Origin of the sequence: Paenibacillus sp. P13VS (assembly GCF_015143645.1) — a bacterium.
Taxonomy (GTDB): Bacteria; Bacillota; Bacilli; order Paenibacillales; family Paenibacillaceae; genus Paenibacillus; species Paenibacillus xylanilyticus_A.
Map to the genome: position 1 here is coordinate 199,970 of NZ_WYEV01000008.1, position 22,693 is coordinate 222,662.

Annotated in this window: 21 protein-coding genes; 16 read left to right on the top strand and 5 right to left on the bottom strand. The window is 48.9% G+C overall.

Features of this window, described 5'->3' with window-relative positions; genetic code table 11:
• Positions 1 to 12 precede the first annotated feature (12 nt).
• On the top strand, positions 13 to 729 hold the full coding sequence (locus GUA98_RS20940; protein ID WP_193724278.1) for a glycosyltransferase: 717 nt from the start codon (positions 13 to 15) through the stop codon (positions 727 to 729).
• A 176-nt stretch (positions 730 to 905) separates the two neighbouring features.
• Here the strand turns inward: GUA98_RS20940 and GUA98_RS20945 are convergent, their stop codons facing one another.
• Both GUA98_RS20945 and GUA98_RS20950 read right to left on the bottom strand, forming a co-directional pair.
• Complete coding sequence (locus GUA98_RS20945; protein WP_193724279.1) at positions 906 to 1,076, bottom strand: hypothetical protein; 171 nt, start codon at positions 1,074 to 1,076, stop codon at positions 906 to 908.
• Entirely contained in the window at positions 1,073 to 2,311 is a 1,239-nt protein-coding gene (locus GUA98_RS20950; RefSeq protein ID WP_193724280.1) for a glycosyltransferase family 4 protein, read from the bottom strand. The genes GUA98_RS20945 and GUA98_RS20950 overlap by 4 nt, the downstream gene beginning before the upstream one ends.
• A gap of 180 nt (positions 2,312 to 2,491) precedes the next feature.
• Between GUA98_RS20950 and GUA98_RS20955 the strand changes: the two genes are divergently transcribed.
• Both GUA98_RS20955 and GUA98_RS20960 read left to right on the top strand, forming a co-directional pair.
• On the top strand, positions 2,492 to 2,851 hold the full coding sequence (locus GUA98_RS20955) for a hypothetical protein (RefSeq protein ID WP_193724281.1): 360 nt from the start codon (positions 2,492 to 2,494) through the stop codon (positions 2,849 to 2,851).
• A 250-nt stretch (positions 2,852 to 3,101) separates the two neighbouring features.
• Positions 3,102 to 4,586, top strand: coding sequence for a DHA2 family efflux MFS transporter permease subunit (locus GUA98_RS20960; protein WP_193724282.1), 1,485 nt, complete (start codon positions 3,102 to 3,104; stop codon positions 4,584 to 4,586).
• A gap of 85 nt (positions 4,587 to 4,671) precedes the next feature.
• Here GUA98_RS20960 and GUA98_RS20965 read toward each other — a convergent pair whose 3' ends face one another.
• On the bottom strand, positions 4,672 to 5,754 hold the full coding sequence (locus tag GUA98_RS20965; protein ID WP_321573901.1) for a glycosyltransferase family 4 protein: 1,083 nt from the start codon (positions 5,752 to 5,754) through the stop codon (positions 4,672 to 4,674).
• Positions 5,755 to 6,105: 351 nt separating this feature from the next.
• Here GUA98_RS20965 and GUA98_RS20970 point away from each other — a divergent pair, with 351 nt between their 5' ends.
• The 7 genes from GUA98_RS20970 (at position 6,106) to GUA98_RS21000 (ending at position 12,710) form a co-directional block, all read left to right on the top strand.
• Positions 6,106 to 7,152: an ATP-binding cassette domain-containing protein gene (locus tag GUA98_RS20970; RefSeq protein WP_227779903.1), complete on the top strand. Its 1,047-nt coding sequence runs from the start codon at positions 6,106 to 6,108 to the stop codon at positions 7,150 to 7,152.
• The gene (locus GUA98_RS20975; protein WP_193724283.1) at positions 7,149 to 7,865 is read left to right on the top strand and encodes an ABC transporter permease subunit; all 717 of its coding nucleotides are present in this window, start codon (positions 7,149 to 7,151) and stop codon (positions 7,863 to 7,865) included. The genes GUA98_RS20970 and GUA98_RS20975 overlap by 4 nt, the downstream gene beginning before the upstream one ends.
• A gap of 4 nt (positions 7,866 to 7,869) precedes the next feature.
• Complete coding sequence (locus GUA98_RS20980; RefSeq protein ID WP_193724284.1) at positions 7,870 to 9,264, top strand: GldG family protein; 1,395 nt, start codon at positions 7,870 to 7,872, stop codon at positions 9,262 to 9,264.
• On the top strand, positions 9,261 to 10,274 hold the full coding sequence (locus tag GUA98_RS20985) for a DUF4340 domain-containing protein (protein ID WP_193724285.1): 1,014 nt from the start codon (positions 9,261 to 9,263) through the stop codon (positions 10,272 to 10,274). The genes GUA98_RS20980 and GUA98_RS20985 overlap by 4 nt, the downstream gene beginning before the upstream one ends.
• A 203-nt stretch (positions 10,275 to 10,477) precedes the next feature.
• Positions 10,478 to 11,488, top strand: a complete 1,011-nt coding sequence (locus tag GUA98_RS20990) for a YhcN/YlaJ family sporulation lipoprotein (RefSeq protein ID WP_153979816.1) — start codon at positions 10,478 to 10,480, stop codon at positions 11,486 to 11,488.
• 247 nt (positions 11,489 to 11,735) lie between these two features.
• Positions 11,736 to 11,960 (top strand): helix-turn-helix domain-containing protein, encoded by a 225-nt coding sequence (locus tag GUA98_RS20995; protein WP_017692532.1) that lies wholly within the window; start codon positions 11,736 to 11,738, stop codon positions 11,958 to 11,960.
• A 210-nt stretch (positions 11,961 to 12,170) separates the two neighbouring features.
• Positions 12,171 to 12,710: a DUF4303 domain-containing protein gene (locus tag GUA98_RS21000; protein WP_193724286.1), complete on the top strand. Its 540-nt coding sequence runs from the start codon at positions 12,171 to 12,173 to the stop codon at positions 12,708 to 12,710.
• Between the two features lie 158 nt (positions 12,711 to 12,868).
• Here the strand turns inward: GUA98_RS21000 and GUA98_RS21005 are convergent, their stop codons facing one another.
• Positions 12,869 to 13,216: a hypothetical protein gene (locus tag GUA98_RS21005; protein ID WP_193724287.1), complete on the bottom strand. Its 348-nt coding sequence runs from the start codon at positions 13,214 to 13,216 to the stop codon at positions 12,869 to 12,871.
• Between the two features lie 215 nt (positions 13,217 to 13,431).
• Between GUA98_RS21005 and GUA98_RS21010 the strand changes: the two genes are divergently transcribed.
• From GUA98_RS21010 to GUA98_RS21025, 4 genes are all read left to right on the top strand, one after another.
• Positions 13,432 to 14,295 carry a MurR/RpiR family transcriptional regulator gene (locus tag GUA98_RS21010; protein WP_095361363.1) on the top strand — a complete coding sequence of 288 codons (864 nt, stop codon included), beginning with the start codon at positions 13,432 to 13,434 and terminating at the stop codon, positions 14,293 to 14,295.
• A gap of 1 nt (position 14,296) precedes the next feature.
• On the top strand, positions 14,297 to 15,025 hold the full coding sequence (gene nagB, locus GUA98_RS21015) for a glucosamine-6-phosphate deaminase (protein WP_193724288.1): 729 nt from the start codon (positions 14,297 to 14,299) through the stop codon (positions 15,023 to 15,025).
• Positions 15,022 to 16,236, top strand: a complete 1,215-nt coding sequence (gene nagA, locus GUA98_RS21020) for an N-acetylglucosamine-6-phosphate deacetylase (protein WP_415753045.1) — start codon at positions 15,022 to 15,024, stop codon at positions 16,234 to 16,236. The genes nagB and nagA overlap by 4 nt, the downstream gene beginning before the upstream one ends.
• 150 nt (positions 16,237 to 16,386) lie before the next feature.
• Complete coding sequence (locus GUA98_RS21025) at positions 16,387 to 16,758, top strand: hypothetical protein (RefSeq protein ID WP_193724289.1); 372 nt, start codon at positions 16,387 to 16,389, stop codon at positions 16,756 to 16,758.
• 673 nt (positions 16,759 to 17,431) lie between these two features.
• On the opposite strand, the gene GUA98_RS21030 is transcribed toward GUA98_RS21025, so the two are convergent.
• The gene (locus GUA98_RS21030; RefSeq protein ID WP_193724290.1) at positions 17,432 to 18,787 is read right to left on the bottom strand and encodes a dipeptidase; all 1,356 of its coding nucleotides are present in this window, start codon (positions 18,785 to 18,787) and stop codon (positions 17,432 to 17,434) included.
• A 218-nt stretch (positions 18,788 to 19,005) separates the two neighbouring features.
• Between GUA98_RS21030 and GUA98_RS21035 the strand changes: the two genes are divergently transcribed.
• Positions 19,006 to 21,408: a helix-turn-helix domain-containing protein gene (locus tag GUA98_RS21035; protein ID WP_193724291.1), complete on the top strand. Its 2,403-nt coding sequence runs from the start codon at positions 19,006 to 19,008 to the stop codon at positions 21,406 to 21,408.
• A gap of 331 nt (positions 21,409 to 21,739) precedes the next feature.
• Complete coding sequence (locus tag GUA98_RS21040; protein ID WP_193724338.1) at positions 21,740 to 22,669, top strand: ABC transporter permease; 930 nt, start codon at positions 21,740 to 21,742, stop codon at positions 22,667 to 22,669.
• Positions 22,670 to 22,693: the final 24 nt, after the last annotated feature.

A 22,693-nucleotide genomic window follows, 5' to 3' on the forward strand; every position in this document is an offset into this window, starting at 1 on the left:
GGGGAGGCCCGAATGGAACCCAAAGTTTCAATTGTCATCCCGTTTTACAACTGTGCTTATATTGAGCAGGCTGTTCACAGTGCTCTGAACCAGACATATCCTCATATCGAGGTTATCGTGGTGGATGACGGGTCTACGAAGCATGTGGAGAAGCTGAAACCATTTATGGATCGTATCACCTATGTTCGAAAGGAAAATGGGGGGACGGCTACAGCCCTGAATGAAGGGATCAAGCGTGCGTCGGGGGACTATTTCGTCTGGCTCAGCTCGGATGACGTCATGCTGCTGGATCGGGTGGAGAAACAACTGGAATTCATGCTGAAGGTTAAGGCCTCCTTCTGCCATGGGGCCTATCATTATGTCAATGAAAACAGTGAATGGATGGATACGGTGCAGCCGGAAGTAGGCAGCCGTCTCGAGATGCTGCAGGTGCTGCTCGAAGGCTGTCCCATTAACGGCTGTACCGTGATGCTGGAGATGGATGCATTTCGGAAGTTCGGCTTGTTTGACACCGAGTTCCGCTATACCCATGACTATGAGATGTGGCTGAGATTATTCCCGGTTTATGAGCTGTTTTATTTTAACGAGCCTTTGATGTGTTATCGGGTTCATGATTCAATGGGAACCAAAAAACACTTTGAAGCATTAAAAGCCGAGATGGAAATGGTTCAGGCCAAACATCGGCCCATTTTGCTGAATCTGCTTCAGATCGGCGGTTATTGGCAGTAGTCATGGGTATATTCCGACATAAGAAAGATAAAAAGCACGTAAAAGAGAGGGTAATTCTTCTGGTTCTCCTGAGTTGTGGACCAGTGGGGATGCTCTCTTTTTGCTTTTTCATGATTCAGATCGTCTTTCAATGGAAATAACCCTCTTGCAGCAAGAGGGTCAGCATCCCTATATGATTAATCATTAGAGCACATAATAGCCATTGCCTCCGGATCAGGCAGGGTATACTCCTTGGGGAGTGTTTCTACCAAGGCATTCATAATCTCATAATTCACTTCAATGTGGGGGGTAGAGACAGGGACGGAAAACCAGCCATTATATAAATCACTCGGTACGAGCAGCGTCATATCGGGTGCCCTCCTTTTTGAATTGCTTCCTGGTATACCTGTAGTGTGCGCATTCCCATTTCCTCCAGGGAGCGGTATTTCTCTGCCCAAGCCTTGGCCTGTGCGCCGACCCGCAGACGAGTGGCGTCATCCTGCAGCAGGGCGTTCAATAGTGCGCTCAGGGAGTCCGCATCCTGCGGAGGAACGACCCAACCGGTATGAGCAGGCTCAACCATCTCCGGCATGCCTGCCGTACCGCTTACGATAACAGGAAGTCCGGCAAGCTGGGCTTCCGTAACCGAGAAGGGCTGCGTGTCCTGCAGGCTGGGCTGTACATAAATATCGGCACGGCGCAGGAACGAAGGAATGTTGTCCAATTTGCCCCAGAATACGATATCTCCTCCAACACCAAGATCATTAGCCTGGGAACGCAGGTCTTCCATCAAATTCCCTTCTCCCGCAATCCAGCAGACCCAATCAGAGCGAAGTTGCTTCAGGCTGGCCAGAGCGTTGATCAGGACATGAACGCCTTTGATAAATTCCAGTCTGCCTGTGAAGGCGATGACCTTCTTGCCTGCAGGGGGCCGCTGCCGGAACCGGACGGAGGCCTGGGAACGGTAAGCGGGAAGGTCCACAGCATAAGGGATCAGCCGGAATTTGTCCTCAGGAACCTGCAATGATGTGAGTGTACTTTTGATCCAGCGGCTGGATACCAGAATCAGCTCGGATTGTGCGGCGCTCCGCTGCTCCAGTGAGAGGAAATAGCGTCCCCGTCTGGATTGCAAATAGGCTGGAAGCGAAAGCTGCGGTTTGGATTTTTGCTCATCATAAAAGGTTTCGCGTGCAAGTGCCCCGTGATAACTGGTTACCATGGGGGTGTTCTTCTTCAGAATACGTTTCATCGCGACGGCTGCTACGGGATCTTGTGCATGAATCATGTCATAGTGTTCTACACCCAGACTGGCAGCTGCCATTTCAAATGCATATCGGTTCAGTTCGTAATACGCGAGGAGAGGGTCGGCTGTAAATTGCGGAAGATCTGTCGGATTGAGCTTGGCTTGCAGCATAGGCCATACGTTTTCTTTGGAAAAGTCCCGATTCAGGTTACGGATATAAACTTCATTCTTCGCGCCGTTCGTTCCCATGATATCGACTTCAACGCCAAGTGCCATCAACCTGTCGGCGAGCTGTTTTACATAGGTCCAGATGCCTCCCATTTGTGTAAGCTCCCAGTAGGTAACGAGCAGAACTTTCATAAGTACCTCCTTGTCACGGCCTGCACAGGCGGTTCTGCTATCCTTCTATTCTATGAGAGAAGCCGTGCCAAAGGCCGGGCAGGAAGGTACTTCTGCCAAAAATGGGTGAATACAACTGGCATAGGTCGTAGGGCAGCATAAACTATTTACAGGTCGTACACAGCAGAAGGAGGCACAAGTGTGGGTGCATATATAATGGAAGTCCATGAGGGCATGCTCCAAACAGCTATTCCGATTAAGTATATCGACGTCGAGGTCGCATTCGCAGGGGAAGACGGAGCGGATATATATGTCGGCGGGATCAGCCCAACCAGTGGAGAACTGTATCGGCATATCTTTCATATTGGAGCAGAGTCGACCGGCAGCAGCCGTAATCACATCATTCATGACCTGAACGTTTCACCCCATATGTGGCAGCTGCGAATTATCAGCAATAAGAGCAGGCCCTATCATCTGGAGATTAGGGTGTATTGCAGAAGTGCTTGTGGACAGACTCTGGGTGTGCTCTCTGAACACCAGATGATTAAGCTGGCAGATTAGTTAGGCAGGACGAATGATGGAAAACTAGCCAAATCGGTGGAGCAGGAGAGAGCCTGTTCCCTTTTTTGTGTTTGCTTATACTGAATTTTACATAAGAAAATAGCTTGACAGCAAAGGTATTTTCATTAAAATAAAACCATGGTTAAAACAAAAGTTTAAAACGACGGTTTAAAACAAATGTTTGAATCAGTCATGATTATAAGGCTGTACGCGAGGGTATTTCCCTCCAAGCCGGAAAAGAGAGTGGTCAATGAAACAACAAACAGCAGTTCACCAGAATCCGGAGGAGTTCTCGATCAAAACGATTATTCTTCCGCTCTTGGCCATCATCGTTGGTATGATTATGGTCATTCTGGACAGTACGGTCGTGAACGTCGCCATTCCGAATCTGGTACAGTACTTCGAGACGGATCTGAAGACAATCCAATGGACCGTAACGGGCTATACCTTGGCATTATCGGCAGTTATCCCATTAGCCGGATGGCTCACGGATCGTTTCGGTGCCAAAAGAGTCTTTCTGTTCACCATAGCCATGTTTACCCTCGGATCGGTATTATGCTCGATTGCACAGTCTCCGGAGCAATTGATTGTGTATCGGATTATCCAGGGACTTGGCGGAGGAATGGTGGCTCCAATCGGGATGGCTATGGTTTTTCGTCTGGCTCCTCCCGAAAGAAGAGGCTCCATCATGGGCATGCTCGGGATTCCAATGCTGCTGGCTCCTGCGCTGGGACCGGTATTGTCTGGGTGGTTCATTCAGTCCCTCAGCTGGCACTGGATCTTTCTGATCAATCTGCCAATCGGTATCGCTGCTTTTATTCTATGTATCAAATTTCTGCCTGATACGGACCGTGGAAGAACACCTGCGCTGGACCTGTTAGGCATGATTCTCGCACCGATCGCCTTCTCTATGCTCGCCTATGGTGTAAGTGAGGGAGGCACAAGCTGGACGTCCACCTCAACACTGACAGGTGTAATCGTTGGAGGCGTGGCGTTGATCCTGTTCATCATTGTGGAGCTGCGTCACCAAAATCCATTGCTGGAACTACGGGTGTTCAAATCCTCTGATTTCACACGAGGCATTATTCTGGCGTGGGTTTCGCAAATCGCTTTGTTTGGGGCCATGATTTTGATTCCGCTCTACCTGCAGCAGATCAAAGGCTACACAGCTTTGGAAACAGGGTTAATCCTGCTACCACAAGCGTTGGCATCCGGTGTAGGCATGCCGCTTGGAGGCCGTTTGTTTGATAAAATCGGGGCGAGACCCCTTGCATTCGTGGGTCTGGGTATCATCTCGGGGGCACTCTTCATCCTGTCTTCCATTACATCCGAGACGGGCCTGGGTCTAATTATTCTGAGTCTCGTGATGATGGGACTCGGTATGGGTCTATCCATGATGCCACTGAATACGCATGTGCTTAACGCTGCTCCGCGCAAGTTGGTTGGTCGAGTCACACCGCTTACCGCTGCTGCGCAGCAAGTCGTTGTATCTTTTGCGGTTGCTGGTTTGACCGGTTTCCTGACTTCCCGAATTGCGTCCAACACAAGTGGCACGGACGTTACATCTGTCATTAAGGGTCTCGTGTCTGGTTTCAACGATACGTTTTTCCTGGCCGCGTGCATTGCATTGTTCGGTTGTTTACTGAGTCTTATTCTCCGTAAACCAAAACGAATGCAGGAAGAAACGCTCCAGACCGGGGATGAACCGGATCCGGCCATGATGCTGGGGCACTAATGAATCATATTTAATGGATAGGTGCTTAATCATCTCTCTAATCCGAGGCAGTTCAGAACATATCTGAACTGCCTTTTTGCATTGCTCATGAGAAGATGCGTAGAGCGGTCATCATTTCCCGGAAGGAAATAGCGTACCGATCCGGAGAGAAAGAGGCTGTCATATGTTCTCTGCCCTGTTCACGGATAGATTTACGCAACTTTTGGTTACGCATGAGTTCGATCCCTTCATCTGCTGCTGCATTTACATTGCCCAGAGGATAGAATTTGCCTGTCTTGTTATGGGTTATGAATGAACGTACACCATCTGAATCGGTGCTGAGTACCGGGCAGCCGCAGCTGATGGCTTCAGCAACCGCATAACCAAACCCTTCAAGAAGGGATGTCGAGAGCATGATTCCTCCCGAAGCTGCAATCATGGAATAGAACGTAGGCATCTGGGAGTGAGGAACATTGACAAAGATGCCGATGCGATCCTCTAAACCATGTTCAGCCAGCATATGACGGAACATCACTTCGTCTTCGGGATTGGCCAAGCTGGGATCATGAAACAGCCAAAGTCTGGCTTTGGGGATTTTTTGGATAATCTTGCTGGAGATGCTCAAGTATTCTCGCCAGTTTTTATTGTGTTCCAGCCGGCCGACCCAAGCCAGAACGGGGTAGGGTGGGGTGTCCACGGGAACTGGAGCAAACGTATCGGTGTCCAGCATATTGGGGATAACAAACCGGTGCAGCCAAGGGCAGATATGAATAAACATATCCAGCAAATGATCGGTAGGCGGTAAAACGGCAGCGTCACAATGGGCCTGGAGGTAAGGAATCGCCATCTGGATCGTTTCCAGTGCCTGATCTCTCGTTCCGAGACCCTGGGCTTCAAAAATAATTCGTCCTGTATAGCCGAGTCCTCTCAATCGACCAGGCATGGAAATATCCGAAGTCACAATAATGGCGTCATAACGCTGGCTGTGAATCAAAAAACGTATTTCTTCATCATTGGACGCGGTGAAGACCGGGGTACCGGTGCTGTTCTGCAAACCCGATCCTGTATAAAGGTACAATAGGTGCGCTTCAATGCCATGACGTTGCAGAACGGCTGTCCGCAAGCGGTTCAAGGTATCCACGCCACCGCTTGGTACAAAAAACGTGAATAATACTTTCACACGGTTCACCCTCTGACTTTTGTGCAGGAACTCATACTCCTGAGCATTTTGCATCAATCCAATAGCGACTTCCAATCCTCAATATATAGATCGAAATGGTCCTATTCGTCTATAATATTGTCCCTTGGAGCGAGTGGAATCGAATGATGCAAAATGCTGACTCCTGTACTGTATGGTACGTATCCCCAAGGCACAGGGTGTGGGTGAAACCCAAGTTGTTCACATTTTGGACATATTTTTTTAATCTTTCTTTTAAGTGTCATTAAGCTGGGTTTAGGATAGACCCCGTAAGATACAAGGAACTTCCCGTGTAGACCATCTGGATTGCTTGATGGTACACGGGTATTTTAACGGGAAAGGATGAATAATGTGCTCGAAGTGAAACAGGTCAGCAAAGTGTATGATGGACGGCGCGGCGTGCATCAACTGGATTTCACAATGGAGCGCGGTGAGATTGTTGGTTTTCTCGGGCCCAATGGTGCCGGCAAAACGACAACGATGCGCATGATCACCGGTTACCTGCAGCCCACCGCCGGGTCGATTGTGGTTGATGGACAATCTGTGCATGATCAGGGCAGAGCTGTTCGTTCCAAAATCGGTTATCTTCCGGAAACACCGCCGCTATATCCGGACATGACAGTGCAGTCCTATTTGAAATTCGTCGCGAACCTGAGGGATGTTCCGGCACGCGAGATTAAACTGCGGGTCAGTGAGATGGTCAGCAGGCTGGGGCTTCAGGAGCGGGAGAAACAACTGGTGCGTGGACTATCCAAAGGTTATAAACAGCGACTGGGACTGGCGGGAGCCATTATCCACAAGCCTGATCTGCTCGTCCTTGATGAACCTACATCAGGGCTGGACCCGAATCAGATTATGGAGATTCGTGATCTGATCCGGGAGCTCGGCGAAAATCATACGGTGCTGCTCAGTACGCATATTCTGCCTGAAGTCAGCACGCTATGTAACCGGATGTTGATTATTAATCAGGGACAGCTCGTACTTGACGGTTCACCACAGCACTTTGGTTCTTCAATGGGAGATCAGTTCAAGGTATCCATTGAAGTCAAAGCGACAGAGCAGCAGCTGCATCATTTGCTGACACCTTGGGAGAAGGTGAGGAGGGAAGTTATTCAACCCTCGGACGGAAATGGCGGCACAGATCAGCAGGGAACGGTTAAAATGCTGCTTACCGGAGATTCACCCGAGGACTTCCGGGAAGAGCTGTTTTATCTTTTATCCGGAGCGGGACTGCCGATCCTGGAAATGAAGAAGGAAAATCTCAGTCTGGAGCAGATCTTCCTGAAGCTGACTACAACGGAAGCAGACAATGAGTCACCGGTTGAAGATACGCCTGACCCGGCTCGTGAAGACTCTGCGGATTCGCCAACAGAGGAGGAATCCAAATGAGACGAATGATGGCTATTTGCAATAAGGAACTTCAGGCGTATTTTTTGTCACCCACATCCTATTTCGCCTTTGCGGTCTATGTGCTGATGACAAGTTTATTGTTTTACTCCAGCTTCGTGTATTACCAGCCCAGTATTGTGGATTATCGCCTAGTGCTCGGTGATACCTTATCCATGCTGCTGTTTGTGGTGCCTTTATTGACCATGAGACTGGTTGCTGAGGAATTCAGGCAGGGTACAGATGAGCTGCTGCTGACCTCCCCGGCTCGGGTAACGGAAGTCATATTTGGGAAGTATCTGGCCTCTCTGGCCATTCTGATCGTGCTCATTCTGTGCAGTCTGGTCTATCCGTTCATTATGTCGTTCTTTGGAACGTTGGATCTGACCTCGGTTTGGCTGTCGGCGCTGGGACTCTTCTTCCTGGGCGGCAGCATGATGGCGATCGGATTATTTGCTTCTACATTATCTCAGCATCAGATGGTGTCTGCGGTGGCCGGTTTTATTATTTTGCTCGTATTGTGGATGCTTGATTCATTCGCAGGCAATATCGGTTCTGCGCTGCAGAAATGGCTTGATCCATTTGCGCTGACGAACCGTTTTGACAGCTTCACGAAGGGTGTGCTCAGTGGACCGGATATCTTGTATTATGTGACGCTATCGGGCGTATTTCTGCTACTGAGTATTCAAATCGTGGAACGGAAGCGGTGGAGGTGAGAAGATGAAAAAATGGTTGAGTCATACGAATAGTACGGTGCTGTCTGTAGCGGTCATCGGCATTTTTATTTTGCTTACGCTGTTTTTGAATTCGCTTGGCGGATTCCAGCTGGATCTGACGGCAAACAAACAATACACCTTATCGGACCAGTCACTGACCGCGATCAAAAATGTAAAGGATGACGTTAGCATTAAGGTATTAACGGTGGAGAATGCCAACAATACCGTCTTGAATCGCGAAGTAATGGACATGGTTCAGGAGTATACCAAACGAAACAGTAAGCTCAAGATGGAACAGTATAACCTGACACAGGAACCGACGTTGGCCTCCAAATACGGCATCACAGGCAGTTCCATCGTCCTGGAGCAGGGGGATCAATATAAAGTTATTGATATCGCCAGTCTGTTTACAGGAGTAGGGGATGGCAGTGATGGGTCATACCAGTTCACGGGGGAGGAAAAATTAACGCAGGCTCTGATGAATCTCTCTTCCACCGAAAAGAAGAAAATGGTATTTCTGACAGGGCATGAGGAACTTGGTCTGGATCAGTTGACCACGCTTCGTTCGTCCCTGGAGCAAAACAACATTACAACAGAAGAACTGCAGCTCAATCAGGCCGGAGCGGTTCCCGAAGATGCGGACGTACTCGCGATCATTGGCCCGCAGCGTGATCTGAGCGACACTGAATTAAAAGCCATTCGAACCTATCTGAGCAATGGTGGCAAGCTGATGTTGTCCCTCGGTTTTGTGGAGGATATGAAATCCAGCTGGAAAAATATAGACAAGCTCATGGCCGATTATGGAGTGGTTGATGAGCATGCCGTGATGGTGGACAACAAGCAGGCCAGCACGATGGGACCACTATGGGTTGTACCCGAATACGGTACACATGCCATTACAGATAAACTGTCCGCAAGTCAGTTGTATCCGATGTTATCCCTGTCGATTGCCCTGACAAGCAAGGAACAGGAGAAGTATACACTGTCGCCACTGATTCAATCTTCGGATGATAGTTACGGCGAGACGAATATTGAGGGCTTGCTGCAAAACGAAACAGCGAATGATCCGGATCAGGATATTCAGGGACCTGTCGAGCTCGGTTATGCAGCAGATACGACTGAAGGCAAACCGAAAGCCGTGATCCTTGGATCTTCCATCTTCATGCAGGATTCGGAAATCGGGAATGGCGGCAACCGTGACTTCATTTTGAATACCGTCAATTATTTAAGTGAAAAAGAGGACGGGTTAACCATTCGCCCGCGGGTGCAGGCTGGTTATGAAGTGGCTTATCTGAATGGTGAGCAGGCCAGAACGATTTTTTTCGCTGCGATTGTTGGTTTCCCGCTTATCTTTGTTATCATAGGTGTATTCTTATGGTGGAGGCGCAGACGCGTATGAAGAAATGGATTCCGACGATTCTGGTCGTATTGGTACTGATTGTGGGCTGGATTTATGCGGCCAATCAGAATTATTTTCGCGAAGAAGAGGCGGTCAAGGTCCAACTGCTTGGCATTCAGTCTGATGATATCCAGTCGATCACCATTCATGACCCGAGTACAGATCAGACGGACGAAGAGGCTTCTTCCTCTTTATCTGCCCAATTGGAGCTGAAAGACGGCGTATGGAGCATGGTGGAACCCAAGGCGTACCCGATTAACGGTTATACCATCAGCAGCTGGCTTGATGCGCTAAGCGGAGCAGAACAGGAACTGGTGGTGGAAGAGACACCGACCGATCTGGAGAAGTATGGATTGGGTTCGACTGCTGCCCGTTTGGATATCAAAACCAAGGACAGCCGTGACATCATATTAAAGATCGGCGGACAGCTTCCGGCAGATGATGCCCGTTATGTTCAGGTGAATTCCGGGCCTGTTGTTGCTGTGAAGTCGGAGTCGATCAGCAATATGGAGCTGACAAGGCATGATCTGCTCGATACGACACCGTTTAATCTCGATGATACGAATGTGGCTTCTCTGGACTGGGAAGGAGAAGCAGCGACCTGGGTACTGAAGTCGGCTTCGGAAGGCGGTGCGGCCGAGCGGACATGGACGCTAAATGGTGAGACGGTTGAATCCACGGAAGCCGTATCTCTCATCGGCAAAATTAAAAATCTCTCCACGGCGGACGACGTTCGCAAAGCCTCCGAGCTCAAGGATGCTGTGCCACGATTCACACTTTCTGTGGAGCAGAAGGTAAATGGAGAGAATGTAACCGATGTGTATCGGGGGCTTAACGTTGCATCCGAACCGGATATCATTTACGTGATAACACCAGATGGCCAATGGGCATATTCCCTACAGGCGGATGCCTTGCAGGATGCGGAGAAATTTCCTGATACGGTGAAAGCAGCTGACGCATCGTCGGATGCAGGAAGTGCAAGTGAAGATTCAACCTCATCAGCAGAGTAGTCTTGGAAATGTGATATACGCAGTTAGATAAACTAAATCCATAGGTTCATTCGGAAAAAAAGCGGTGTCGCACATAACGTGCTGGCGCCGCTTTTTTGTTTTTTTGTTGCGCAGGACAGGTTCCATATCCTTTCAGCATATCGGGTACTTCAGAAGCGCATCCTATCCTTGTGACCTAAACCATACACATTGGAGGATGAGACATGCCAGCAGCCAAAAAGGCGAAAGCAATCAGCTTATCATTGTCTACTGCAATTTTTGTAATGGCCGGACTGACAGGGTGCGGTGATGGCCGGGATAACAACAATTTGCAAACCAATAATGCGGGTCAGGAAGTTCGAGGCCTGAACCGTTATGGTGTGGAAACCAATGGAATGGATGGCATTCGTGCCAAGAGTTATCGCATGCATAATGTCACTGACCTGAAATCCAGTGACGAACTGGCTAAACGCATTACCGAAATGAAAGAGATCAAGTCGGCCAATGTACTGTTAACCGACCGTAACGCTTATGTTGCTGTCCGTTTAACTGACGGTCATGCCGGCAAGATGGATAGTCAATCGAATCGTAACGGTAACCATAACAGCACGATGAATGGTACTTTGCGGAATCGTGCGAGTGGAACCATGCGAACGGAGAGCATGAATCAGGATCTGGGTGGTATGCGCGTTCATGCGGGCGACGGAACGATGTCACCGTACACGACCAGTGGTATTGCGCCAGGATTGAACACCGGTTCGGCTACAGACCGCAGCCATATGGGGAACGACCGCAGCATTTACGGAACAATGGGTACCGGATCATTCGGCATGATGCGCGGGCTCACGAACACGGGCAGAGAACGTACGATGAGTGATGGCCATTATGGAATGCAAAGTGAAGGACAAGGCGTAGGACAACGCCAGGACAGCTCGGATGACAACACGTCTGAAGAGATCAAAGGCAAAGTTGCAGCCAAAATCAAGCAATTTGCACCGAATGTAGAGAATGTCTATGTATCGGCCAATCCGGAATTTGTCGAGCATGTGGAGTCCTATGCGAAGGACATTCGTAACGGCAAACCCGTTAGCGGCATGATTGATACGTTTCAATCGATGGTTGAACGCATCTTCCCCACCAACGCCATGAATCAGCGCCGTGATGGTATTCTTGGTGATGGCGTGTTAAACCGCAACAACAATAATGATGGCATTATGCATCCTAATCATCGGTAAAAACAGCTCAACAAATATGCCTTTGCGCGGATGAATACATCAGTGGCAAAGGCATATTTTTTATCCCAGCATCTACGAAAAAGCAGAACTACATAACAGTGTGTATCCTCAATTACGAAGGATCAACAAATGACAGCCCATTTTTTTCATAAAACTGAACCATCGCCCTTGACCTTACATAAGATGAGTTGACTGTATCCCCTTAACCTTGTTACACCAACACAACCCGAGCAAGGAGGGGTGAACATTGAAGGGTATCGATCATAAAAGCAAATTTTTGTTGACCCACCGTGAACGCGAAGTATTCGAATTGCTGGTTCAGGACAAAACGACGCGTGACATCGCAGGGCAGTTATTCATCAGCGAGAAAACGGTGCGTAACCATATTTCGAATGTGATGCAGAAACTCAATGTTAAGGGTCGTTCGCAAGCAGTTGTAGAGCTGATTAAGCTCGGAGAACTGAAGATTTAGTTGCGAATAACAGTTAAGATGTCGAAGCAGCATGAAAGCCTTTCTCTATTCTCCTACGATGAAGAATGGGGCAAGGCTTTTTTGCTTTTTAGACGGGGTAGCCGATCATAAAGGTGAATAGTAAAGAGTGATAGCAGTTGCCGCAATTGTTAAAATCAACCATAATAAGCTTATAGAGCATGACTACATAAGAAATGAGAGGAAAGAAAAATGGATCACTTCTTAAATGAATTTGAGGACAAGTTCAGAGCCGGCTTTCTTCCCGATCTGGAGCAAACGCTGCAAGAGATGCAGCATGAAAAAGTATATGCTTGTGCGTTTGGAACAGACAGTGACTGGATCACCCTGTTTATGGCGGCTAATACGGAGGAATCGCTTGCGAGACATATTGCCAGGATGAAAGAAGAAGGGCTTTGTGACAGTGAGCAGGACGAAATCTACTATCGATGGGGCTGCTCAGAGTATCAGTATGGCGAAGATACGCATTTCAACCATATCAGCCGATTGTTGTATGCTGCGGAAGAGGTTCAGCATTATAAGGATGAGATGATACAGATTATTGCCAAGGTCGTGAATGAAACACCTGATGAAGTTTTTGCCCGTTACGGACAATCCAAGGCAGACATTACGTTCTTCATATCCATGACCGATGATGATCAGGCTGAAGAACTGGAAAATCAATCGGTTGTATTGATGACAGAAAGTAGCCTGGCCAGTGAGTTTTTGAAGCGGTATGATGGTCTGGAGTAGTTTATCGATTGGAGACAAAATAGCCTTGCCACACAATGTATAAGATGAGTTAACGGAATGGACTGCAGTATATTTGGGTTCTTTCAGAGTCTTTCCCTGTTCTTCATCGGATTAGGGAGAGGCTTTTTTTGTTATAACCTGAAAAAGAAATGATCCTCCTACCTAAGGCTGTTTTCTCGAATAAACAATCTCCATGAGCTCTTCGAAAAAGGCTGATAAAAGAGCTGCTCCAACGCCTCGCACCGGGCCTCATCCAGATGCAGATAGAGTGCCTTTTTGGCGATTTTGGCAGCTGGTTGCGAAGCAGACTTCCGACTTCCCGCTTTTCGCCTGACCGGAATATGAAACTGCAACAAATCCTCCAGGCGGTGCCATCCTTCCCAGCTCATTCTTCCGCCACGTTTCCAGTCGATTGCATACAGGGCATAATAGTCCCGACCACCGCTTTGCTTGACAGCAATAACCCAGGAGGAAGGGATGATTTTTTGTTTTTGTCGTTGATTCACTTGGTGGTGCTCCTTCGTTGATCGATAGACTGCATTCATCATTACTATAAGCCTTACGTCTTGTCTGCTTCAAGAAGCGATGATGTAAACTTTCATTTTGAAGATGGAGTAAATTCCCTTGATTTGCAGATGAAGCTTGATTAAAATGAAGCTATAAAAATTATTTTCTTTATTTATTATAAAAATATAAAAATTATTTTCAGAGGAGTATACTCATGGCAGCCATCATACATGCCTTACAGCAAGAGCTGGATGGACTTCCATCACAGGAACGGCGAATTGCAGAGGTTATCTTGCAATCTCCGTCGGATATCCCCGGCTGGACGATTAATTACCTTGCTGAACAAAGCGGTACCAGTCCGGCAACGGTCACTCGTTTCTGTAAGTCCTTTCACTTCAAGGGCTTCCCGGATTTTAAAATGAAGCTCGCCGCAGAGCTGTCTCATTCAACGGACAAAACGGCGTATCAGGATATCGTGGCAGGCAATCCGTTGTCCAAAATTGTGGAGGCCATCGAGGCCAACCACCTTGCCTCCATTGCGGATACCACCCGTCTGCTGGATTTGGGCAGATTGGAGCATGCGGTTCAGCTATTATGCCAAGCCCGTCGCATTGACCTGTACGGTGTGGCGACCTCATCCATCGTGACGCAGGATTTCTATCAGAAACTCGTGCGAATCGGCAAAAGCTGTACGGCCTTTTCGGATTCACATATGCAGATTACGTCAGCTTCCTCGCTAAGTGAAGGAGATGTGGCCATGGCCGTATCCTACTCGGGTGAAACGCCTGAGACCATTGATGCTCTGCATTGCGCCAAACAGGCGGGAGCTGCAACGATCTCACTTACTTCCTACGGGAACAACAAGCTCGCCGGAGTATCCGATATTCCGCTATTTACGTCTTCACTGGAAGAGGGTATGAGACGGGGAGATATGGCTTCCCGGATTGCGCTGCTGCATGTCATTGATATTTTGTTCACAGGCATGATGAGTGCCGATTTCGACCGCTTTATCCCCAAACTGGAACAATCGTATCACAATGTGCAGTCCTATCGAGTTCAACAACATGGAGGTGCGTGAGATGAACATTCGTATTTTTGAAAATGAAGAAGACCTGAATGCTACAGGTGCTGGCCTGATTGCCAGCTTGCTGCAAACGAAACCACGGGCTGTGCTCGGACTCGCAACGGGAAGTTCTCCGGTGGGCATTTATAAACAGCTCATTAACTTGTACCAGAAAGGGCTGGTGAGCTTCGCGCAGGCTTCTTCCTTCAATCTGGATGAGTATGTCGGGCTTCCGGTGGAGCATCAGGAGAGCTATCGCAGCTTCATGAATGAGCAGCTCTTTCATCATATTGATATGGATCTGGCCAAAACGCATGTACCGAACGGGCAAGCAACAGATCTGGACCAGGAATGTGCCTTGTATGAACAGCGGCTGGATGACCTGGGACCTGTAGACCTGCAGCTGCTGGGTATTGGACACAATGGTCATATTGGCTTTAACGAACCGGGGAATGAACTGACCGGACGCACGCATGTGGTGGATCTGAAAGAAGAGACCCGCAAGGCCAATGCCCGTTTTTTTGCAAGTATTGATGAAGTCCCTGCTCAGGCCATAACGATGGGGGTAGGTACGATTCTGAAAGCCAAACAAATTTTGCTGATCGCCCGCGGTGAGGAAAAGGCCGAAATCATTCGCGAAGCCTTCATGGGGCCGATCACAACCCAGTGTCCTGCGTCCTTGCTGCAATGCCATCCGAATGTGGTTGTACTGCTGGATCGTGCTGCCGGGAGGTTGGTAAAATGAAAGGAACTGACATGGCCCACTCCAACAAAGAGAGCGGCAGCCCCATTTATCTTCTTCGCGGTAAAATGGTGCTGCCTGAAGGTCTGGCGCAGGATGGCCTGCTCGCCTGGACCGCTGGGAGAATCATATACGCCGGGTCACCGGAAGGTCTGCCGGCATCCATCCGTGATCAGGCGGTTCCTGTGCCTGTACCCGCTGGGGGCGTTATCGTCCCCGGGTTCATTGATATCCATGTCCACGGTGGTTATGGAGAAGATTTCATGGATGCAAGCCAAGAAGTGTTGGACAAGATTACTTCCTTTCACAGTACGCAGGGTACCACTGCCATGCTTGCAACGTCCATGACTGCTCCGAAGGACAGACTGGATGAGGTGCTCGCTGAAGTGGACCGTTATCGTTCCAAGTCCATGCCATACGCCCAGCTTGAGGGCGTGCATCTGGAAGGGCCGTTTTTTAGTCCAAAATGGCCTGGTGCACAAAATCCGGACCATATTGTACTGCCCAATGTATCATGGCTCGCCGAATGGGAAAAAGAGTATCCCGGCCTGATTCGCCAAGTTACGCTGGCGCCGGAACGGGAAGGGGCACTTGAAGTTATTGCATGGCTGCGTCAGCAGCGGATTACTGCAGCGCTCGGTCACACGGATGCGACCTACGAAGAGGTGGAGCGAGCGGTTGAAGCCGGGCTGCATCACGCGGTACATACGTACAATGCAATGACTCCGCTGCATCATCGTAATCCCGGAGCCGCGGGAGCCGTACTGAGTGATCCAAGAATCAGCGCTGAAGTCATTGCTGATGGCATTCATGTGCACCCTGCAGCGATCTCCATCCTGGCTCAGCTCAAGCAGTCTGCCGATCAGCTTGTGCTGATCACAGACGCCATGTCCGCTGCCGGACTGGAAGACGGGGAATACAAAATCGGCGACCTGCCCGTGATCGTGAAGGAGGGCGTAGCCCGATTAAAGGACGGCGGCGCATTAGCGGGAAGCACCCTGACGATGATTCGTGGCTTCCGCTATCTGGTACAGGACGTAGGCATGAGCCTGAACGCTGCATCTCGCGCAGCCAGTCTCACCCCGGCACGCCTGCTCGGAATCGACCATCGCACCGGTTCCCTGGCTGCAGGGAAACAGGCAGATATCGTTTTGCTTAACCAGGAATTGGGTATTGAGGGTGTATGGGTTAAAGGCAGAATGATTGGCGGTTAAGGTAGTGGGTGAGGGTACAGAACTTTATCATCAGGAGTAAGACAGAAGCATGACGGTTTTCCGCTGGAGAGGCAATCGGGTGAGTAATATGTTAAAATAGTCTCAAAAATAGACGGGATCTGCGGATCACGCATAACGGAGGCGTGAAACATGGAACGTAACGCTATGCTCGAGTTCGATCCATTCCTCACAGAGCTGGCGGAAAAACTGCACGTGCACGGATATTATGCCTTTTATGGTGAGCATTACAATGAAGCCGATATGGAGCAGTACCGCAGACACCTGTTTAACTCATTCCGCAATATTGTATGGGTAGAGCTGGATGCACGCAAAAAATATATGATTGTCGATCATCGTGGACGAAACACTGTCATGAAATTGATCGATGGCATGCTGAATACCCGTAGAACACTGCGGGCCAATCAGGCGATGGCGGGCACGGATACGTCCAACGTTCAGCAGGAGATTACCCATCTGATGCAGTTGGTGCACATGCTAAGATTTACTACGTTTAGAACATAGAAATATCAACTAAGCGAGACTTACCCGAAGGGAGTCTCGCTTTTGTATTCGATCAACCCTAACGAAACCATACCACCTTATCGCAAGGCTCCATACAGTCTGCCAAAGATAACGAACTCCAGTCACGTTAACACAACGTTTTCCTACTCGAGATACGTCTACAGCATGTAATAACACGTCTCTGAGTCGTTAAACCAACCTAATCAGCATAATAACGCTGGCTCGGTTCGTTAAATGGTCTACTGTCTGATTAAACATTAACTTCTATACCTAGTGCTACTAATTCTCACGACAAAAAGAGTGTCCCGTTATAAATCAAACGGGACACTCTTTTTGATTGCACTTAACCTCTATCCACATGTAAAGACAGCCTCAATCGTAAAATAAGTTTTGGGAACTGCTGAAAAGTAGTGTAGGGAACGAAATCGACTCAAATAAAAGCGACAGCCGCTAGGGCTATCGCTTTTATTTGATATTTCTCTATCTATACTTAAGTTGGGTAACTATTTACACGACTAACGGAGCGGGGAGAAAAAAGCTGAAGAAGCGGAGCGTTCGCGTTTATCACCGGGATTTCTCCCTTTAACAAAGGGAATCAAAGAAATCCGGGGATAACAGCGATCGGAAGCTTGTTCTCCCAGCGTAGTGTCCTCGTGTAACGAGTTTTTTAACTTTACAAGCTCTTCAAAAATTGTACAATCGTCAACAACCCTTTATCAAAGTTCTCCAGGTTGAAGTGTTCATTCGGTGCATGCAGGTTCTCATCCGGCAAACCAAAGCCCATCATCACGGCAGGTACGCCGAGTACACGGGAGAGCTTCTCAACGATCGGGATGGAGCCGCCATCTTTGGTAAACAGGGCACGAACGCCATACACCTGCTCATAAGCGTCAGCCGCTTTTTGCAGGATTGGATCGGTCGGATCGGTATTGAACGCAAAGGCTTTCTCGATTTGTTTCACATGCAGCGTTGCACCTGGCTGTACATGTGCACGCAGGTGTGCTTCAATGCGATCCAGCACCTGTTGTGGGTCTTGGTCAGCAACAAGGCGGCATGTGATTTTGGCATGAGCTTCTTTTGGAATGACAGTTTTGGTACCTTCACCCTGGAAGCCGCCCCATACACCGTTCAGCTCCAGTGTTGGACGTGCGCCAACACGTTCCACGAACGAGTAACCTTCTTCACCGTACAGTTGCTCCAGTCCAAGATCCTGGCGAAGCTGCTCTTCATTGAAGCCTTGCTTCACGAACTCTTCTCGCATTTCCGGAGAGAGGGGGAGAACGCCATCATAGAAACCATCCACGCTCACGCGGCCTTGCTCATCATGCAGCGAAGCGAGCAGGGATACGAGCGCATGCAGTGCGTTCGGTACACCACCGCCGAAGGAGCCGGAGTGCAGGTCGGTGTTGGCCGTATTCAGATCTACCTCGAGCGAGCAGAGACCGCGCAGGCCTGTGGAGATCGCTGGTTTCCCTTTTTCGAGCAGGGAAGTATCCGAGATCAATACCATGTCTGCACGAAGCTTGTCCGTATTGTCATTCAGGTAGATCGGCAGGTTCGGGCTGGAGATTTCCTCTTCGCCTTCGATGCAGAATTTCACGTTAACCGGAAGTTCCTTGTTTTCAGCGAGCAGGGCTTCTACGGCTTTAATATGTAAGAAGATTTGTCCTTTGTCATCTGTCGCCCCACGTGCGAACAGTTTTCCGTCCCGAACAGTAGGTTCGAAGGGAGGCGTTTCCCACAGGTTAAGCGGATCGACAGGTTGCACGTCATAGTGTCCATAGATCAGTGCTGTTGGTTTGCCAGGTGCATGCAGGTGGTCTGCATAAACAATGGGATGTCCAGCGGTTTGAATAACCTCAACATTTTCCATGCCTGCACGTGTCAGTGCATCTGCAGCCCATTGTGCAGCACGGTTAATATCCTCTTTATGAGCCGAAATGGCCGAAATGCTGGGAATGGACAGCCATTCATTCAGTTCTGCCAGATGTTTTTCTCTATTTTCCTGAAAATAAGCCTGTTCTTTCATTAAAAAAGCCTCCTTCATGTTTTGCTTTATCCTATTGTAATCCATTTTGGCATCTTAATAAAACATTGGTTAAAAAATGATCAGCTGTGTACCGTTCCATTCCGCCGGAAATTGTGAGTATAATACAGGAAACGGATTTCATCCATATTTTCTCAGCAGGGGAGTTGGGGAAGTTCCCATGATAGTCAGAACACATGCAAGCAGGCAGGTGAATGATGATGGAAACGACTAAAAGAGAGAGACCGCCAGGTCGATTGGTACGTTTACCTAGGTTTACTCCCGGACGCCATAAAGGACGTTTTTACCGGAACAGCCTGATGATTATTTTGCTCATTGCTAGCATCCCCGGACTGATTACAGGTATCGTGATGTACCAGCTGGTTGTTGGCAGAATGGAAAATGAATTCAACCGCATGCATCAAAGCCAGATCGAGAATCGGGCACGCAATGTGGACGACCAGCTGGCTTACCTGGAGATGACCCTGTCACATTGGGCCTTTGAACCAAGGTTTGGCAATGCACTGCGAACGCTGGACTTTGTCTATTATTTTAATGAAACGCAGGAGATCGTCACCACATTATATGTACTGGAAGGGTCACATCCCCTAATTAAGTCTGCACAGCTGTATTTGCAGGAACCGAAGCCAATCCTGTTTAACCGGGAGTATAACGAATTATTAGATGATGCGAAAATAAAAGCCTATGACCGTTACCTAGCCATGGGCAATCATGTGTACTGGACAGACTGGGTATCCAACCCAAGCATTGAACCAGCAGCTGCCATGAACAGCAGTTTGCTGCATACGGATGCAGGCAACGCGCTGGTTCTGGTACATAAAATCCCGGGCGAACATAATAACCCGTTCGGTGCACTCATCATTACCCTGGACAACGAGAAAGTCGCCAGTTTATTGAAAACGCTTACTCCTTATGATGAAGGCTTAACCTTTCTTATGGATCAGGAAGGCCATACGCTGGTCACCGGTAATCCGGGAGGGGGCCAGCAGAATTCCGCCTTTGAACAGCAGCTGAAGGAAGAGGTTGCACAGCATGCGGACAGCACATCTTTCTTGTTCAAATATGAAGATCAGACCTACTCCGTATCCTACGGCTCCTTAAGCCGAATTGATTCCGAATGGACGTATGTCTCCGCTGCACCGCTGACATCTGTGACATCACCGGTGAAGCTGGTATCCAAAATTATTGTCATTGCGAGCGCAGGCAGCCTGCTGCTGGGGCTCATGTTATCCTGGCTGGCTTCACGGCGGATTTACTCCCCTGTGGCGAGAATGCTCCATCTCCTGACACCAGGCAAACATGAGGCTCAAGCCAATCCGAGGCTGGACGAATTCCAGCTGCTGGAACAGCAGTGGAATGAGCTGACTTCCCGGAGTCTTACCGCACACCGTCAACTGCAGGAGCAGCTGCCTCATTTGCGTGACAGCTTTGTACTGCAGCTGGTTCAAGGACACTTATATGCCTACAACGAGGAAGACCTCCAGAAGCGCATGAAGAATCTCGGATTCGAAGTGGAGGGCCAGCAGTTTTTGCTGCTGCAAATGTATTTTACGGGTTATGCCCGGCTGCAGGGACGATTTGGAAGCCAGGATACCGGCCTGGTGACCTTTGCAGCTGTAAACATCATTGAAGAGGTGGCCAAAAGCTATTTTAACCAAGTCAGTATGATGAACTTTCATGACCTCTCATCAGCCATGCTTGTCATTGCACCGAAGGATGAACAGCTCAAGCCGCAGGCATTGCTCTGGGGTCAGGAGCTGGTAGAGGTTATCGGGAAGACGCTCAAAATGAATGTCACGGTCATGATCAGTCACTCCACAGATTCCTTGCATGAGCTGCCCGGCATCTTTGTTGAGATGGAACAGGCGGTTGCTTATCGCAGCATTGAGGAAGGGAGTCAGATACTCGATCTTGAAGATGAGCAGTGTTTTCGCAGAGCGGAAGAAGCGACTTATCCGCTGGGCTTGGAACGTGAGATGATTCAGGCAATCAGGCTCGGCAAGCAGGAGGAAGCGGATCGGGTGCTGGAACAGTTTATGGGCGAAATCGCCCGGACGGGCAGTACGGAGTTTCAGGTGCAGCAGATGATGCTGCAGCTGCTCGGAAGTGTTCAGCATATGATGCTGCAGACGGGAGTAACACCTTATAAGCTGTTCGGAGGCTGCAATATGTACGAGCGATTGTCTGCAATCCGCGAACCTGCACAGATGAAGCAGTGGATGATGAGTAAGGTACTGCTGCCCTATATACAGGAAATCGAGCTGCGATCGCAGGAGCCGCTGAAACAGGTGGTGGAACGGACGATGCTGTATATGGATGAGCATTATCGTAACGAAATCTCACTGGAAGGCTGTGCAGATGCAGAACAGATGACACCCTATGCGCTCAGCAAAGCCTTCAAGCAAGTATCGGGCATGAACTTTATTGATTATTTGACAAAGGTCCGAATGGAGGCAGCCAAACAGCTGCTGCGGGAGACAACGATGAAAATTAATGACATCGCAGCTGCGGTTGGTTATCAGCACAGCTATTTTAATCGCATCTTCAAAAAACAGGAGGGAGTAACGCCAAGCCAGTATCGGGATCAGTGGTTTGGCAAATGATCTGTGTACCACCTTGCTGTCTAACCGGGATCCGAACCATCGGATTCCGGTTTTTCTTGTGGAGAAGGATGGAAACAAAGAAGGATAAGGCTGCAAAAATGTGCAATGGGGTATTATGCAAAATGTCCAAATTGAAGCGAAAGTGGCGTCATAGCGGGCTTTGTGGCCTCGCACAGTCGTGAGCAAAAAATGAAGGTTGCCGGAAAAGGGGGCTCTGTATAGTCTGAATTACAAGCTCGATTGATAACGCTTACATAAATGAGGGAGGGGAGAGATTATGAACGGGAAGACCGAATGGAATGGAAATACTGCAGCTGCAGGCCAGGCGGATATGACCACGATGCCGATGAAGCGAGAGTCCAACTGGAAGAGGCAGATCAAGCGCAACAAATGGCTGTACGTGCTTGTGCTTCCCGGATTTCTGTACTTTGTTATCTTTAAATATTTGCCCATGTGGGGAATCGTCATTGCCTTTCAGGACTATCAGCCTTTTCTCGGTATCAAGAACAGTGAATGGGTGGGCATGGAGAACTTTACGACCTTTTTCTCAAACCCGGACTTTTTCCGGTTGCTGCGTAACACGCTGGTTCTTGCCATATATGATCTCATATTCTTTTTCCCGGCACCGATCATTATTGCCCTTTTATTAAATGAAATCAGGGTCGCGTTCTTCAAAAGAACGATTCAAACGTTGGTGTATGTACCCCATTTCGTGTCCATGGTGATTATCGCCAGTATCACTTACGTCTTCCTGACCCCTCTAGGCGGGGTACTGTACGACCTGATTGCCTGGATAAATGGAAAGCCAATTGATGTATTATCCAGTCCGGGTTCATTTCGTCCACTGATTATCATTCAGATGATGTGGAAGGAGATGGGCTGGGGAACAATCATCTTCCTGGCCGCACTCGCAGGCGTGGACACCGAGCAGTATGAAGCCTCTATTGTGGATGGTGCGGGACGATTGCGACGCATGTGGCACATTACGCTGCCGGCGATTCGCACAACCATTGTCATTTTGCTAATCCTTAGACTGGGGAACTTTTTGGATACGGGATTCGAACAGATTTATCTAATGACCAATTCGCTTAACCGGGACGTGGCCGATGTATTTGATACCTATGTCTATACGGTAGGGATTACGCAAGGGGCATTCAGCTACAGTACCGCAGTAGGATTATTCAAATCGGTCGTGGGGATCATCCTGGTGCTCGGCAGCAATAAACTTGCCAAAAGATTTGGCCATCCAGGGATTTATTAAACTGGCATTCTGCATGATTTCATA